The organism is Catenulispora sp. MAP12-49, assembly GCF_041262705.1.
Lineage (GTDB): Bacteria > Actinomycetota > Actinomycetes > Streptomycetales > Catenulisporaceae > Catenulispora.
The window spans coordinates 168,530-183,823 of record NZ_JBGCCP010000007.1; the positions used below are offsets into that span (position 1 = coordinate 168,530).

8 protein-coding genes and 1 other RNA gene are annotated in these 15,294 nt (G+C 69.8%); 1 reads left to right on the plus strand and 8 read right to left on the minus strand.

The genetic code is table 11. From position 1 onward, the window contains the following. Positions 1-51: 51 nt before the first annotated feature. The 8 genes from ABIA35_RS16205 to ABIA35_RS16240 form a co-directional block, all read right to left on the minus strand. Positions 52-2,781, minus strand: a complete 2,730-nt coding sequence (locus ABIA35_RS16205) for a cell wall-binding repeat-containing protein (RefSeq protein WP_370358399.1) — start codon at positions 2,779-2,781, stop codon at positions 52-54. A gap of 896 nt (positions 2,782-3,677) precedes the next feature. Beyond that, positions 3,678-4,062, minus strand: a transfer-messenger RNA (tmRNA) gene (gene ssrA / locus ABIA35_RS16210). A 199-nt stretch (positions 4,063-4,261) separates the two neighbouring features. Beyond that, positions 4,262-4,747, minus strand: coding sequence for an SsrA-binding protein SmpB (gene smpB, locus ABIA35_RS16215; RefSeq protein WP_370339375.1), 486 nt, complete (start codon positions 4,745-4,747; stop codon positions 4,262-4,264). Positions 4,748-4,774: 27 nt separating this feature from the next. Beyond that, positions 4,775-5,707, minus strand: coding sequence for a permease-like cell division protein FtsX (ftsX, locus tag ABIA35_RS16220; RefSeq protein WP_370339373.1), 933 nt, complete (start codon positions 5,705-5,707; stop codon positions 4,775-4,777). 72 nt (positions 5,708-5,779) lie between these two features. Then, positions 5,780-6,469, minus strand: coding sequence for a cell division ATP-binding protein FtsE (gene ftsE, locus ABIA35_RS16225; RefSeq protein WP_370339371.1), 690 nt, complete (start codon positions 6,467-6,469; stop codon positions 5,780-5,782). 459 nt (positions 6,470-6,928) lie between these two features. Continuing rightward, positions 6,929-8,035: a peptide chain release factor 2 gene (gene prfB, locus ABIA35_RS16230; RefSeq protein ID WP_370339369.1), complete on the minus strand. Its 1,107-nt coding sequence runs from the start codon at positions 8,033-8,035 to the stop codon at positions 6,929-6,931. A gap of 9 nt (positions 8,036-8,044) precedes the next feature. After that, the gene (locus ABIA35_RS16235) at positions 8,045-10,198 is read right to left on the minus strand and encodes a protein kinase (RefSeq protein ID WP_370358400.1); all 2,154 of its coding nucleotides are present in this window, start codon (positions 10,196-10,198) and stop codon (positions 8,045-8,047) included. Positions 10,199-10,326: 128 nt separating this feature from the next. Continuing rightward, entirely contained in the window at positions 10,327-12,249 is a 1,923-nt protein-coding gene (locus ABIA35_RS16240) for a protein kinase (RefSeq protein ID WP_370339365.1), read from the minus strand. A 262-nt stretch (positions 12,250-12,511) separates the two neighbouring features. On the opposite strand from ABIA35_RS16240, the gene ABIA35_RS16245 reads away from it, so the two are divergent. Next, on the plus strand, positions 12,512-15,214 hold the full coding sequence (locus ABIA35_RS16245; RefSeq protein WP_370358401.1) for an FHA domain-containing protein: 2,703 nt from the start codon (positions 12,512-12,514) through the stop codon (positions 15,212-15,214). Positions 15,215-15,294 lie beyond the last annotated feature (80 nt).

Genomic DNA, 15,294 nt, shown 5'->3' on the forward strand with positions numbered 1-15,294 from the left:
TCGCCGAGCGTCTCGACCTGAGGACGCGGCCGTCACCGCGCATTCCCACCTTTAGCGGAACTGTCCGTGGACCGTGGCAACAATCTGGTTGCGCACCGCGTCACTGACCGCGGACGTCCCCCCGAAGATCGCGACGGAACGCGGCCAAGGAAGGTAGGCGTTGCTGTAGACCGCCTGGAGGACAGCTGCCGCTGACGCCGGCAGGGATGCCGGGTCGGTGAGCAATAGCGGCTGTCCGATGCTCGCCTCGTAGGCGCCACCGCTGAGCGCGTCGGGGAAGGTGGTTCCGGTGGCGATGCCCGGGTGGCTCACCGCCGGGCCGAACTGGCCGGCCAGCTGGCTCGCGGTGGCGTAGCGGTCCTTGCCGACGATGCCGTCGATACATGCGAACTTGGTGTGCGTCGTGTTGTGCACCGCGGGCAAGGCCTCGAACGCGTTTAGGGCCGGGCCGCCCGCAGCCATGATCGTTCCCGGGTTGACGCAGCCGGAGGTCCCGCCGTTGGCGTTGACGCGAGCGGTGATGTACGCGGCGGTGGCCGGGTCGGTGAAGGCGTCGCCAGTGGCTGACTTGCCCGACAGCAGGATCGCCGCCGGCTTGCCGTTCACGGTTTCGGCGCCGTCGGAGGCGACCGGGCCGGCGGCGAGCGCGTCGGCGAAGTCGTCGCCGGTCGCCAGGATGATGTCGGCCGGGTCGCCTAGGCCGAGGTGGACGATCTGCAGCGCGGTGGCGGCGCGGTCGGTGCCGCCGTAGCGGACAACGTTGTAGCCGAGCACCTTCAGGTGCGCCTCGATCGTCGGGGACACGGCCGACTGGCCGCCCAGGATGTAGATCGTGTGCTTGCCGTCGGCGGGAAGGACGCGGCGGATCTCCTGCAGCGTCGCGTCAGGGAGCGCATTCGGGTCGGTGAGCAGGAGGGGGCCGTGCTTGTAGGTGGCGAGCGGGACGCCCGCGAGCGCGTCGGGGAACGCGTCACCGCGCGCCAGCACGACGGCCTGCGCCTGGTCACCGGCCGGCGCGCCGTCGAGGTTGGCCGCGGCGCCCCAGCGGGCCTGCGACGCGGCGATCGAGGTCGCGTAGCGGTCCGATCCGGCGATGCGGTGGACGATCGGCACTGCTGCGCCCGGCGGCGGCGTGGACGGCGGCGTGGTCCCCGCAGGCGGCAGGACGGCGGTGAACTTCTGGCTGGTCTTGACCGCCGGGTCGCGTGCCTTGTCGATCGCCGACAGGGTCACGGTGTAGGGGCCGGGCTTCGTGTACTGATGGGTCAGAGCGGCGTTCGACGGGTCGAGAGGCTGCGAGCCGCTGCCGTCGCCGAAGTCGATGAATTCGCTGGAGGCGTTGGTCGTCAGACCCGCGTCCGCGGTGACCGCCATCGGATTGCCGTAGACAGGATCCAGATACAGAACCGGGTTCACCGGGTTCCAGATGTTGACCCACGGGCTTGCCGCCCGCGTGATGGTGTTGCCCTGCGCGTCGAGGGCCGTGACCCACACGACCTGCGACCCTTGCGTCGTGTACGTGTGCTGCATCTGGGTCTTCGTCGAGGAGACGACTGTTCCGTCGCCGAAGTCGTAGGAATAGGACGCCACCGGGGTCCACAGCTGCGAGGTCAATGTCGCCGTCACCGTTGTGGGAGTGATGCCGATCGTCTTGTCGACGGTCATGCTCAGTGGGTCCCTGGCCGCGCGGGTGAGTTCGACGGCGCCGCGGTCGCGGATCCCGTCGCCGGTCCCGGTGTTCGCGGCGAGCGGGTCGTCGACGGCGGTGTTCCCATAGATGTCGGTCGGATACTCACCCACGGCGTTCTCGTCCGCGGAGTCGATCGCCGGGGAGCCTTCAGCCGGGGTGTACTGCGGGAAGGGGTTGGTGAGGCGGGCATCAGCCACGATGTCGTGCGTGCCCAGACCGGTGCTCGCCGTCAGGTCCGCGGCCGTCCGGTAGAGCTGGTCCCCGACGGCGTACTCCGGCTCGGGGGCTGTCGTCGGCAGGTACGGATTCACGATGTTGTAGTCCAAGTGCGTGGACCCGGCGGACGCGAGCCAGATCTGGACGCCCGAGGATTGGACGCCCGCCGGGCATCTCGGCGACGTCGACTGGTTGTTGCCCTGCACGACGTCGTTCTCGACCGTCGTGGCCGTCGCGCCGGCTCCGAGCTCGATGCCGTAGCCACAGTTGTTCTCGATGGTGTTGCCCGTGACCGCCGCGTTGGCGGTGCCGTCGATGTGCACGCCGGTGCCGACGCCGGAGCCCTTCCCGATGAAGGACGCTGCGATCGTGACCCCGGGGCCGGCGCCCTCGACGCTGACGCCGACCGGGTTCGAGGCGATCCAGTCGCGGGTGATCGCGACGTTCGAGGACCCCCCGGTCACCGAAACGCCGGCGACCGGGCCGGCCGCGATGTCGAGCCCGTCGATCGCCACGTCGTGCTGCCCGGACACGGTGACCAGACCCGGAAGAGCGCCGGTCGCGGTCATCGTGGATTCCTCGATCTCGGCCCGCTGTCCGAGGAGCAGCGATGCGGAACGAAGGGTGATCGGGGCGCCCGGCATCCCCGACTTCGTGACGTTCACCTGCTCCTGATAGGTACCACTGGCGACGAGCACCGTGGTCCCGGGCCCTGTCAGCGGCGAATCCACAGCAGTCTGAATCGTGCAGAACGGGGTCGTCGCCGAGCCGGCCGCAGGGTCGGTATCGCTACAGGTCGCGCCGCTCGTCGTGCCCACGTACACGGTCGCCGCCGTCCCCGCCGCAGCATCGGCGAAGGCAGGAGCCGCTGCCAAAGGGGCGATACCGCCCGCGATCGAACCGACCGCGAAGAGTGCGACGCGGCGACGCGTGAAAACACTGCGTGAACTGGGCACTGGCGGTGATCTCCCTTGTTGACAGCCGATGACCACCGCAGGATCGCGATATTCGATCGTTCGTGTCAACACAAGCCTTGGGCCTCGGGGTCTCCGCCGCTGAGTCGTCTGGAACGACGACGCCTCGGGCAGTTTGCCGTCAGCGATCCCGCCGACGGCAAAGTGCGCGGCTGCGGCGTGACTGGTGCCCGACAGCTCGGATCGCGGCATCACGAGGCTGGCAACCGAAGCAGAGACACTCAGTGACCGATTCGTACTCACAGGTTACCGAGCCCGTGATCGCTTTTGTAGACTCGAATCTCGCCGTGGATCGGGGAGCGGGGAGGCGGGGGAGCAGTGATGGATCGCAGGGCCGAGATAAGCGTGCGCCGTGACGCGCAAGCCATACTGCATGTACGGGATCATTCGAACACATGGGCCTCCACCTGCCCATCTGCGGGCAACGTAGCGTGTAGCACCATCGAGCACCCGATCGATCTTCCGCCAGCGACGCTACCCCCGGCCATCGCCACGCACGCCATCGCGCCAATTCCAAGCCCGGCAATTTGATCATCGACCCGATGGGTGGCATCGCCACAACCCTCGTCGAGACTGCACACGCCTGACCAGCTCGTTATCGACGAGGATCGGAATCGCTGGACCAACCTTGGGCTAGCCAACGTCACCCGCACCGCCCACCGCTGACGCACCCGACAGCCGCGAGCGATGTGTTCGAAGCAGCCACGTACGATGCCGACCCGCCTTGAAGTCCGGCTATCCCCCGGGAACAGCAAAATGCGGCGCCATCTCGAAAGATGGCGCCGCATTTCGTAGAAAAGTGGAGCCGGCGGGAATTGAACCCGCGTCCATCGGCGGCATGACAAGGCTTCTCCGGGCGCAGCCTGTGTTCGCTTTTCTTGGCCCCGGCAGTCTCACAGGCACGCTGCTGACAGGCCCAGCCACATGAGTGTCCCGTCGGGCCCTGTGGCCGTGCTCGACGGTGGATCCTCCTAATGATGTCTTACCGGGCCGGAGGCGCTCCCGGGTCGACAGAAGTCATTACCTGATTAGTGTCAGGCGGCGAGGCCGAAAGCGGCCTGCGACTTCAGCTGCGTCTTGTTGGCAGTTATTTTTTGTGCAGCGGGTGGTTAACGAGATCATCGCTGCTTCCTCGGCCCGCTTCCCCTGCCAAAACGTCCGATGTCGAAACCGTTCGGCCCCTTGTCGGACGACTCTGGTCGGAAACGTTTGGATTTCTGACGCTTGGTCGTCTCTGTTCAGTTGTCAAACTTTCGGCTTCGGTTTCCCGGGGCCGTGATCCAAGAGTAGCGGTTCGGGCGGGCAGACTCCAGCGGGTTCGCCGTGGGCGAACTGGGCGTCGGTGTGGGCTGCGCGGTTTGGTGCGGTGCTGGTCAGGGGGTCAGCGGCGCTTGTTGTTGCGCTTGAAGGCGGCGGCCATGGCGCGCTCGGCTTCGCGCTTGTTCTGGCGCTCCATGAGGGTCTGGCGCTTGTCGTAGGTCTTCTTGCCGCGGGCCAGGCCGATCTCGACCTTGACCTTGCCGTCCTTGAAGTACAGCTCCAGGGGGATCAGGGTCAGGCCTGTCTCCTTGGTCTTGCCGATGAGCTTGTTGATCTCGGAGCGGTGGAGCAGGAGTTTGCGGTTGCGGCGGGGGGCGTGGTTGGTCCAGGTGCCCTCCGCGTACTCCGCGATGTGGACGCCCTGGAGCCAGACCTCGGCGTCCTTGATGACCGCGTAGCCGTCGACCAGGCTGGCTCGGCCGGCCCGGAGGGACTTGACCTCGGTGCCGGTCAGGGAGATGCCCGCTTCGTAGGTGGCCTCGATCTCGTACTCGTGGCGCGCCTTCTTGTTGCGGGCGATGACCTTCTGGCCTTGTTCCTTCGGCATGGGGTTCATTATCCCCGATGAACGGCGCTAGACCTTCAGGTATTTCCGCAGGGACAGGGCGCTGGCGCCGACCGCCATCAGCAGGCCGACCGGGATCAGGATCAGGACGGTGACCACCACCTTGTCCCAGCCGATGAAGCTGGTGAAGGTGAAGTTGGGGGCCAGGACGCGGTCGATGAGGAAGAACTTGAAGCTGGCCACGCCCAGGGTCGCGACCGCCACGCCGCCGAGGCCGGCCACCGCGCCCTCCATGAGGAACGGTAGGCGGATATAGAAGTTCGAGGCTCCGACCAGCCTCATGATGCCCGTCTCACGGCGCCTGCTGAACGCCGACAGGCGGACCGTGTTCACGATCAGCATCAGCGCCAGGCCGACCATCACGATCGCGACCGTGGTCGCCGAGACTGTCAGTCCGTTGAACAGCTTGAACAGCGGCTGCAGGATGGTGCGCTGGTCCGACACCGTCTCCACGCCCTGCTGCCCCTGGTAGGAGCTGATCATGGCGTCGATGTTCTCGGTGCTGGGGTTCTTCAGCTTCACCCGCAGCGAGGCCGGGATCTGGTCCGGGGTCACGTACTGGGCCATCGAGGAGCCGCTGGCGCTGCCCTTGGTCTGCGTCTGGTACCGGGCGAAGGCGTCGGCCTGGCTCTCGGGGAAGACCTGCTGGACCAGCTGGTTGGACTGCAGAGTGGCCTGCAGGGAGTCCATCTGGTTCTGCGTCGCGGCGCCGCCGGCGCAGGTGCTGGGATGCAGGGTCGCGTCGTCCTTGGTGCACATGAACACCGTGACCTCGACCTTGTTGTACCAGAAGTCCTTCATGTGGCTGGTCTGGAACAGCATCAGCAGCGCCACACCGAGCATGCCGAGGGCCACCGCGGCGGAGACGACGACCGCGACGGTCATCGTCAGGTTGCGGCGCAGGCCGATGAAGATCTCGGACAGGACGAATTGTGCGCGCATAGTCGGGGGACTCCTATGAGTTCTGCTTTAAGTGCGGCGTCTTCGTGGGCGCTCTAAGGAAACGTGGGCGCTCTAGCGGACGTATCCGTACACACCGCGCGACTGGTCGCGCACCAGGCTGCCGCTGTCGAGTTCCAGCACGCGCTTGCGCATCTGGTTCACGATGGCCTGGTCGTGGGTCACCATCACCACGGTGGTGCCGGCGCGGTTGATCCGGTCCAGCAGCTTCATGATGCCGACGGAGGTCTCCGGGTCCAGGTTTCCGGTGGGCTCGTCGGCGATCAGCACCATCGGGCGGTTCACGAAGGCCCGGGCGATCGCCACGCGCTGCTGCTCACCGCCGGAGAGCTCGTTGGGGAACCGGCCGCCCTTGCCGCCAAGGCCCACCAGGTCCAGCACCTCGGGGACCGCCTTGCTGATGACGGGCCGGGACTTGCCGATGACCTCCAGGGCGAAGGCCACGTTCTGCTCGACGGTCTTGTTCGGCAGCAGACGGAAGTCCTGGAACACCGTGCCGATCTGGCGGCGCAGCTGCGGGATCTTCCAGTTGGACAGCTTGGCCAGGTCCTTGCCCGCGACCTGGACCCGGCCCGCGGTGGGCCGCTCCTCGCGCAGGATCAGACGCATGAAGGTCGACTTGCCGGACCCGGAGGAACCGATGACGAAGACGAACTCCCCGCGCTCGATCTCCAGCGAGATGTCCTGCAGAGCCGGACGGGTCTGGCTCGGGTAGGTCTTGGTGACCCTGTCGAATCTGATCATGCCGGGTTCGCCTCCGCGACAAGCGCAGCGTTCAGGAAGCCCAGGCGGGCACTTATGCGTACGCTCGGTCGTAGTGTCACAGTAGAGATGACAGTACACGCCGGAAGTAGGGGTTCATGGCCCCTTCGGCCGGGAAGCACAATCCGCACCGGCCGCCGGCGGGTACGGAACACAGGAGGTGAGGCGGCATGTGCTGTGAGCACCTGGTTTGCGCGAACTGCGCGGGGCCGGTATCCGAGGGCAGGTGCAGCGTCTGCCGTGGCCAGAGGGCCCAGATGCACCGCCAGACCGGAGGCCTGTCCACCTCGGCGATGACCGCTGTCCTGTTGACCTTGCTCATCGCTGTGGCTTTTCTCACCACGACAATCCATTAATGGATCATCGCTATACGTGGTGCCCATATACATAAGAAAGCCGCTATATAGAGCCTAGTGCTCCATATAGCGGCTTCTGTCCTTTTTAAGCGTTCTCGCGCTGCTTGCGCCAGCGGATCCCGGCCTCGATGAACTCGTCGATGTCCCCGTCGAGCACCGCGGTGGTGTTGCCGGTCTCGTAGTTCGTGCGCAGGTCCTTGACCAGCTGGTACGGGTGCAGGACGTAGCTGCGCATCTGGTTGCCCCAGGACCCCGAGGAGTCGTCCTTCAGGGCGTCCATCCTCGCCTGATCCTCCTCGCGCCGCCGCTGGAGCAGCTTGGCCTGGAGCACGGCCATGGCCGAGGCGCGGTTCTGGATCTGCGAGCGCTCGTTCTGGCAGGACACCACGATCCCGGTCGGCAGGTGCGTGATGCGCACCGCGGAGTCGGTGGTGTTGACGCCCTGGCCGCCCGGGCCGGAGGAGCGGTAGACGTCGACCCGCAGCTCGTCCTCGGGGATGTCGACGTGGTCGGTCTGCTCGATCACCGGGACCACCTCGACCGCGGCGAACGAGGTCTGGCGCCGCCCCTGGTTGTCGAACGGCGAGATGCGCACCAGGCGGTGCGTCCCCTGCTCGACCGAGAGCGTGCCGTACGCATAGGGCGCCTTCACAGTGAAGGTCGCGGACTTGATGCCGGCCTCTTCGGCGTACGACGTGTCGTAGACCTCGGTCGGATAGCCGTGCCGCTCGGCCCAGCGCGTGTACATGCGCAGCAGCATCTCGGCGAAGTCCGCGGCGTCCACGCCGCCGGCCTCGGCCCGCAGCGACACCAGCGCCTCGCGCGCGTCGTACTCGCCGGACAGCAGCGTGCGCACCTCCAGCTCGCCGACCGCCTTGGAGACGTCGATGAGCTCGCCCTGCACCTCGGCCAGGGTGTCGGCGTCGCTCTCGGCCTGGCCGAGCTCGAAGAGCACCTCCACGTCCTCCAGCCGCCGGTTCAGGGTGGAGAACCGGTTCAGCTCGGCCTGGAGCCCCGACAGCTTCGAGGTCACGGCCTGCGCCTTGGCCTGGTCGTTCCACAAATCCGGGGCCGAGGCCTGCTCCTCCAGATCCGCGATCTGCGTGCGCAGCTTGTCGAGGTCGAGCACCGCCTCGATGGAGGCCATGGTCGCGCGGAGGTTCTTGAGCTCTTCGGAAGGATCTGTAGCCACGTGACAAGCCTATCCGGAGTACGACACCCGGAGCTTCGTGGAAGACGCGGCCGTCACCACAGCGACCCGGCCGTCGGGCGTCTCCGTCGCCCCGGGCGGGAGCACGGACTGGAGTCCACCGGCACCGGCCTGGCCGTTGCCGTTCATGGCCTTGACGGCACCGCCCGCGGAACGCACGAACACATAAGACGTACCGTCCCCGGAAGTCGCCGCTGTAGGCAGTCCCGACAGTGGGGTCTGCACAGGCGTCCCCCACAGCTTGTTCGCATATGCGATCGCCATGACGCCGTCATCCGAAGCGCGCGGCACATAGGCGGTGTAGCCAGAGGTCGACGGAGTAGAAGCCAACGCCACCCCAGGACCGAGGTCTGCCGCTGACGACGCGGCCTGCCATTCGCTCCAGGAGAACGCACCGGACGCCCCGCTAGGAGTCCCGGTAGCGGTCATCAGCGTTTTACCGCTGCCGACCGCGGCGACCACCACAGACCCGTCGGCGTTGGCCAACGCTCCCGGGGCTCCGTGCACCTTCCCGCTGGCGATCGGGACCCACTTGGCCGACCAGCCGCCGTCTGCGTAGCTGCGCTGGTGCACCACTCCGTCGCTGCGCACAGCGAACAGCTCCAGGTGTCCCGCACTCGTCGCTACTACAGCGGGCTCTGTACCCGTCTTCAGTCCGTGGAGCGGAAGCCAGGAGTGACTGTTCTCCCCCGGCAGGTACCACACGGTGTCGTCAGTACCGGTGACGAACACAAAGAGAGTCGTCGTGCCGGAGGCGTCCTTGAAGACCGCTGTACGCGGAGCGCCCTGGATACTCACCGGCACCGGCGGCAGCTCATGAGCAGGCTGGAAGCTCAAGCCCACTGCGGTGGACCGCGTACTGGTCCCCGGAGGCGAGGACACAGTGGAGGTCGTCGATCCCGCCGGGGCCTGCGAGTGCGCCTTGTTGTCCTTGCCGGAGTCGTCGCCGCCGGACATCCCCACGGCGATCGCCGCGGCCGCTCCCCCGACCAGCAGCGCGGCGGCGGTCGCGGCGATCCAGCGGGGCCGCTTGGAACCGGCTGCGGCCGCGGCGCCGGTCCGCTCGGCGCGCAGCTCCGAGACGTCGTACGAGCCGGTGCCCGAGCGCCGCCGCACGTCTCCCTGGTCCCGCTCGCGGATCGGCCGCATCAGGTTGAGGTGGGTGTCCTCGTCCTCGTCCTTGACCTCGGCGTTGTGCACCAGCGGGACGATGCCGCTGTGCCGCATCGGGATCGGGTCGACGGTGGGGTTGCGGCCGCCGTGCATGCTGGCCCGGGCCGAGGAGCGCACGTCCCAGCCGCCCTCGCGCGGGTCCGGGATGCTCAGCGGCGCCATGTCCTCCAGCAGCGGCGCCAGGTCGCGCATCCGGGCGGCGAACTCGGCGGCGGTCAGCCGGGCCGCCGGGCCCTTGGCCAGACAGGAGGCGACCAGCGCGGCCAGCGGGCCGGGAACGCCGGGCAGCGGCGGGACCTTGTCGGTGACGTGGCGGCGCAGCACCGCGCCGGGGTGGCCGCCGCCGAACGGCGTCCAGCCGGCCAGCAGCTCGAACAGCACGGTGCCCAGGGCGTACATGTCGACCGCCGGGCCCGGCTGCAGGCCCTCGATGACCTCGGGGGCCAGATAGTCCGGAGTTCCGATGATCCGGGTGGCACGGGTCCGGCGCGGGCCGTCGACCAGGCGGGCGATGCCGAAGTCGGCCAGCCGCGGGACCAGGGCGCCGCCGGAGTGGTCGAGCAGGATGTTCTCGGGTTTGACGTCGCGGTGGATGATGCCCTGCGAGTGCGCGGCGGCCAGGCCCTCGGCGACGCCGGCCACGATCAGCACGGCCAGCTGCGGGCGCAGCGCGTGCTCGGCGTCCAGCAGGTGGCGCAGGTCCGAGCCCCGGATCAGGTCCATGACCAGGGCCAGGTCGGTGCCGTCGACGACCAGGTCGTGCACCCCGACCACGTTCGGGTGCTGCAGCGAGGTCAGGACGGTGCGCTCCTGCACGAAGCGCGCGATCAGGGTCTGGTCGGCGGCCAGGTCCTCGCGCAGCAGCTTGACGGCGACCGGCCCTTCCGGGCCCTCGCCCTCCCACACGGTGCCGCAGGTCCCGCGGCCCAGCACCGTGGTGATGGTGTATCTGCTGCCGATCTTCCGCGCCACGAGGTCTTCTCGCTCCTGTCCGCTGCTGTGTCCGCCCGCGGGGGGATTACGGGGGACACGAAACTTTCCCGCGTCGAACACCTTTGGGGCAAGCGGGCTCGCCGTGAGGCCGCGGAGAGCTCAGCGGGTCACGGCGTCTTGTCCGATCCCGGGAACGAGCTCGGGAGGTCCGACGGACCGGGGATCTTCGGGACGGCCTTCTTCTTCTCCAGGTCGATCTTCTGGGCGATCTGGTGCCACTCCTTGGAGACCCAGTTGTTCAGGTCGTGGTGGATGCCGTTGATCTTGGCCATGGCCCAGTTCACGCCGGTGTAGATGCCGAACCCGACCAGCGCGAGGATCGCGAGCTTGATCAGGCAGCCCATCGGCATGCCCCGGCGGCGCTTGACGACCGTCTTCTGGACCGGCGGCCGGGAGGGTTCGCGGTCGTAGTCGCGGTCGCGGTCCCGCTCCCGCTCGCGTTCGCGTTCCCGTTCCCGTTCGCGCGGCGGCGCCTGGCGCGTCGGCTGGTTCGGGGCCTGGGCCACCGGCCGCGGCGGCGCCGGGATGGTGCCCTGGAACTGGGTCGGCTGGTAGCCCTGGTTCTGCGCCGGGTAGGGCTGGCCGGGCGCCGGGTGCTGGTAGCCCTGGGGACCGGGCTGCTGGTAGCCCTGCGGGGCGAACTGCGGCTGCGGCGGGTAGGCGGCCAGGCGCTGCTGCTGGGAGGCCGCGGGGTCGCCCTGGTGCTCCTTGTGCAGCTGTTCGAGCTGGCGCTGCATCTGCGGGGGCATCTGCTGCGGCGGGCCGGACTGGCGGCGGGAGACGCCGGCGCCGATGGCGTCGGGGTCCGACGGGGCGTCCCAGCCGGGGACGCTGCCGGGCCCGGCGGGGCGGCGCGAAACGCCGGCGCCGATGGCGTCCGGCTCCGAGGGCGCGTCCCAGCCGGCGATCTTGCCGTCGATCCGGGCCGGGCGCTGCGGGAGCGGCGCGGAGGCCGGCGCGGGGCGGGCCACCGGGACGGTCGGCTCGATGGAGGAGGCGGCGGCGGAGGCCGCCTTGGCGGCGGCCGCGGCGGCCGACGGGGAGACCGCGGGCATGGCCGTCGTCGGGGCGGAGGCCGACGCTGAGGCCGGGCCGGACTTGGCGGCGTCGCCCGCGGCGGCAGCGGCTCCGGCGACTCCGGCCATCGGGGGCAGCCGCAGCGTCCCGTACTGCTCCTCCACCGGCAGGTGGTGCGTGGGCTCGCCGTCGGCGCCCTCCACGGTGCGGCCGATGGCGGCGCGCAGCTGGGCGGCCAGCACGGTCGCCGAGGGCCGCGCCTCCGGCTCCTTGACCAGGGCCGCGGCGATGACCGGCCACAGCCGCTGCGGGATCTCCGCGGGCCGCTCCGGCACGGTGTTCATGTGCTGGCGGAAGACGCTCACAGCGTCCGGGCCGCGGAAGACCGGGTGGCCGGTGATGAGCTCGTAGAGCATGACGCCCGCGGCGTACACGTCGGCGGCCGGCGTGGCCTTCTTCCCGGCCACCACCTCCGGCGCCAGGTAGTACGGGGTGCCGACGACCTGGTGGGTCCGGGTGACCGAGGGCGCGTCGGCGATCCGGGCGATGCCGAAGTCGGTCAGCAGCGGCCGCAGCCCGCCGTCGGCCTGCTCCAGCAGCACGTTGGCGGGCTTGATGTCGCGGTGCACGATGCCCGCCGAGTGCGCCACGGCCATGCCCTCGGCGACCTCGGCGACCAGCAGCCCGGCCTCGGCCGACTCCAGGCGGCCCCGGCCGGCCAGGTACTTCTTCAGGTCCGGGCCCTCGACCAGCTGCATCACCAGCGCCAGGATGTCGCCCTCGACGACCAGGTCGCGCAGCCGCACCAGGGAGCGGTGGTTCAGCCCGACCAGGGCCGCGCGCTCGCGCAGGAAGCGCGTCACCACGTCGGCGTCGGCGGCGAACTCCTCGAGGAGCACCTTGATGGCGACGGCCTCGCCGGTGGCGCGCACACGGCCGCGCCAGACCGCGCCGAACGCGCCGCGGCCGATCTCGTCGTCGAGCTCGTACCTGCTTCCGATCGCCCTGCCCACGCTGCTCCTCATCCCCCCAGTACCAGGACCCACTGCACACTACGCGCCGAAGAACCCTCCCTGTGGACGCGCCAAGGCAGCATAAGAAGAACCCTCCAGGGCAAAGACTAGGGCTTGAGAGGCCATCCGTGTCGCGTAGCTGTCACCTCATGCGAGGATGCACCCCATGCAGATCCGGCTCACCGTCACCCGAACCCAAGGATCCCGGCAGAGTTCCGCAGACGTTCTAGTGACCGCCGAGCCGGGCGCCACTTTGTCTTCCGTGGCGCAGCAGTTGCGCACCGCTGCGGGGGTCAGCGCACCGGGACGGCTGTTCGCCGGGCTGGATCCGCTGGAGGACGACGCGCCGCTGGGCAGGCCCTTATTGGTGGACGGCGCGCGCCTGTGGCTGGACGTGCCGGGCACACCCGCGACGCTGATCGGGAATCTCGCTCTATATGTGGTGTCCGGTCCGGATGCCGGAGGCGTGCATCTTCTCACTCCCAAGGATGATGGATATGGAGGAGAACTCCCGATCCGCATCGGGCGTGGCGCGGACGCGGACATCCGCGTGGACGACCCCGACATCTCCCGCATCCACGCTGAGCTACTGGTGCGCCATGAACAGGATTACGCGCGCGTGTACGTGCGCGACCTCGGCTCCACCAACGGCATGACGCTCGACGGCGCACAGGTCGGCGGCGCTCCGGTGGAGATGCGCCCGGGTTCTCTGTTGCGCATGGGGGAATCCTCTATAGCGCTTTCCGTAGAGGCGGGCGGTACACCGGATCTGCCTGTGCACCCGGACGGCAACGGTCACGTGTCGGTCGGCCGGGTCGGCTGGGGCCGCGGCCCGGTGGATCCGCCGCAGGTGCGCATCGACCTTCCGCCGCGGCCTTCCGACAAGGGACGTCCCGCGCAGCGCCGGATCGCTATGGAGCAGTACGAGAGGGAACGCGCGGACGCGGACCGCCGCATCGCCAACGCGCTCACCACCGAGGCCCGGATCCGGCGCGAAGCGTCCCCGGACCCTGCGACCCTCCTGGTGTCCGCGGTGCGGCCCGACGCGCGCCTGTGGGAGCGCCGTCCCGGGGAGCCGGACTTCCTGCGGCTGCGGCTGGGGACCGGCGCGCTGCCGTCGAACGTGACCGTGGTCGGCGGCAAAGCGGTGCAGCCGCGGGTGCCGACCGTCCCGGTGACCGTGGACCTGGCGCAGTGCGGCGTCGTGGGCCTGGTGGGGCCGCGGCCGGAGCTGGCACGGCTGGCGCGCTATGCGCTGGCGCAGGTCGCCGGCGCGCACAGCCCGAAGTACGTGGAGATCGTGATGCTGGCCCCGGAACCGTCCGGGGACCACACCGCGAGCTCGGGCGAGGAACACTGGCGCTGGACCCGCTGGCTGCCGCACCTGCTCCCGGAGGACGACCAGGACTGCGCGCGGCTGCTGGGCCTGGGTCCGGAGCAGGCGCGGGCCCGGCTCGGGGAGCTGGTCGAGCGGATCCGCCTGCGCACCGGCCGCACGCCCGCCCCGGGTCCCGGGGTGACCTCGACGCCGGACTCCGGCCGCGCGGTCGTGGTGGTCGTCGACCCGATCCGGTCGCTGACCGGGTCCGCGGAGCTGAACGAGGTGCTGGACGAGGGGCCGGCGGCCGGGGTGTTCACGATCTGCCTGGCCGACCGGCCCGGCGACCTGCCGCCGCAGACCGGTGCGATGGTCACACTGGGTGGCGAGGTGAACTCCCGCCTGCGCGTCGACACGCCGCACGCCGCGCCGGTCGAGGCCGCGGTGGCGGACATGGTGTCGGTGGCGTGGGCGGACCGGTTCGCCCGGGCCCTGGCGCCGCTGCGGGACCGCACCGACACTCCGACCTCCCCGGAGGAGCAGACCCGTATCGACCGGGTCTCCCCGACCTCGCACCTGCCGGAGCAGGTGCGGCTGCTGGAGCTGCTCGGCCTGGACCTGCTGACGCCGGCCAAGCTGGCCGCGCGCTGGAGCGCGCAACCGGCGACGCCGCGCATAGCGCTGGGCAGAATGGCCGACGGACCGCTGGCCGCCGAGCCCGCGCACCTGCTGATCGGCGGGGACTCCCGCTCGGGGGTGTCGGAGCTGGTGCGCGCGGTGGTGGCCGGTCAGGCCGCGACCAACCACCCGGACACCCTGGACATCGCGCTGGTCTCGGCCGGCCCCGGCAAGCCGCTGGCGCCCTGCGAGGACCTGCCGCACGTCTTCGAGTACGTCGACGCCTCCGCGGTCGGCGACGAGGCGCTGGAGCGTCTGGTGCGGCGGCTGGAGTACGAATTCGACCAGCGGGAGTGGCCGCCGGAGGAGGAGTCGGCCGGGTACCCCGGCGGGCCGTCCGGATCTCCCTCCCCCTCGGGCGGCGGGCACTCCGGGGCACTGGTCCCTTCCAGCGGCGCGGCGGTGCGCAAGGCGCCGCCGCGGATACTGCTGGCCGTCGACAACCTGACCGCGCTGGCCGCCGAGCACCCGGCGTTCGTGGAGACGCTGGCCGCGCTGGCCGAGCGCGGGCGCCGGTTCGGGCTGCGCATAGTGCTCGGCGCGTCGGTCATCGAGACCGCCGGCTACGGCGCTCCGGGCAACGCCACTGGCGAGCGCGCCTTCCTGGCCGCGCTGAGCGCCCCGGTGTGCCTGGCCGCCGACCTGCGAGTGGCGATGCAGACCTCGAACCCCGAGGCGCTGCGGATGGTACTCGGGGCCGGGGCGGCCACCGCCGCGCCGGGCGGGCCGTACCTGCCGGGGCGGGCTCAGGCGAAGCTGCCCTCGGGCGCCGTGGTGCCGTTCCAGGCCGCCGGGATCGGGGTGCCGATGCATTCCTCGGCGTCGCCGTCGAACCGGCCCACTGTGCGGATCCAGGACTGGCATGAGCTCGGAGACCAGGTGCGGGTCGTGCGGGCCCGGCGGGACGCGGACAGCGGACCCACGGACCTGTCGTTGTTGATCGGTGTGCTGAAGAAGGCTGTGGAGTAGGGACCCGGGGAAACGGAATAGAGCGGATACGACGAGGACAGAAGCGAAGCGGGCAAGAGCGAAGGAGGGCGCGGGTGACC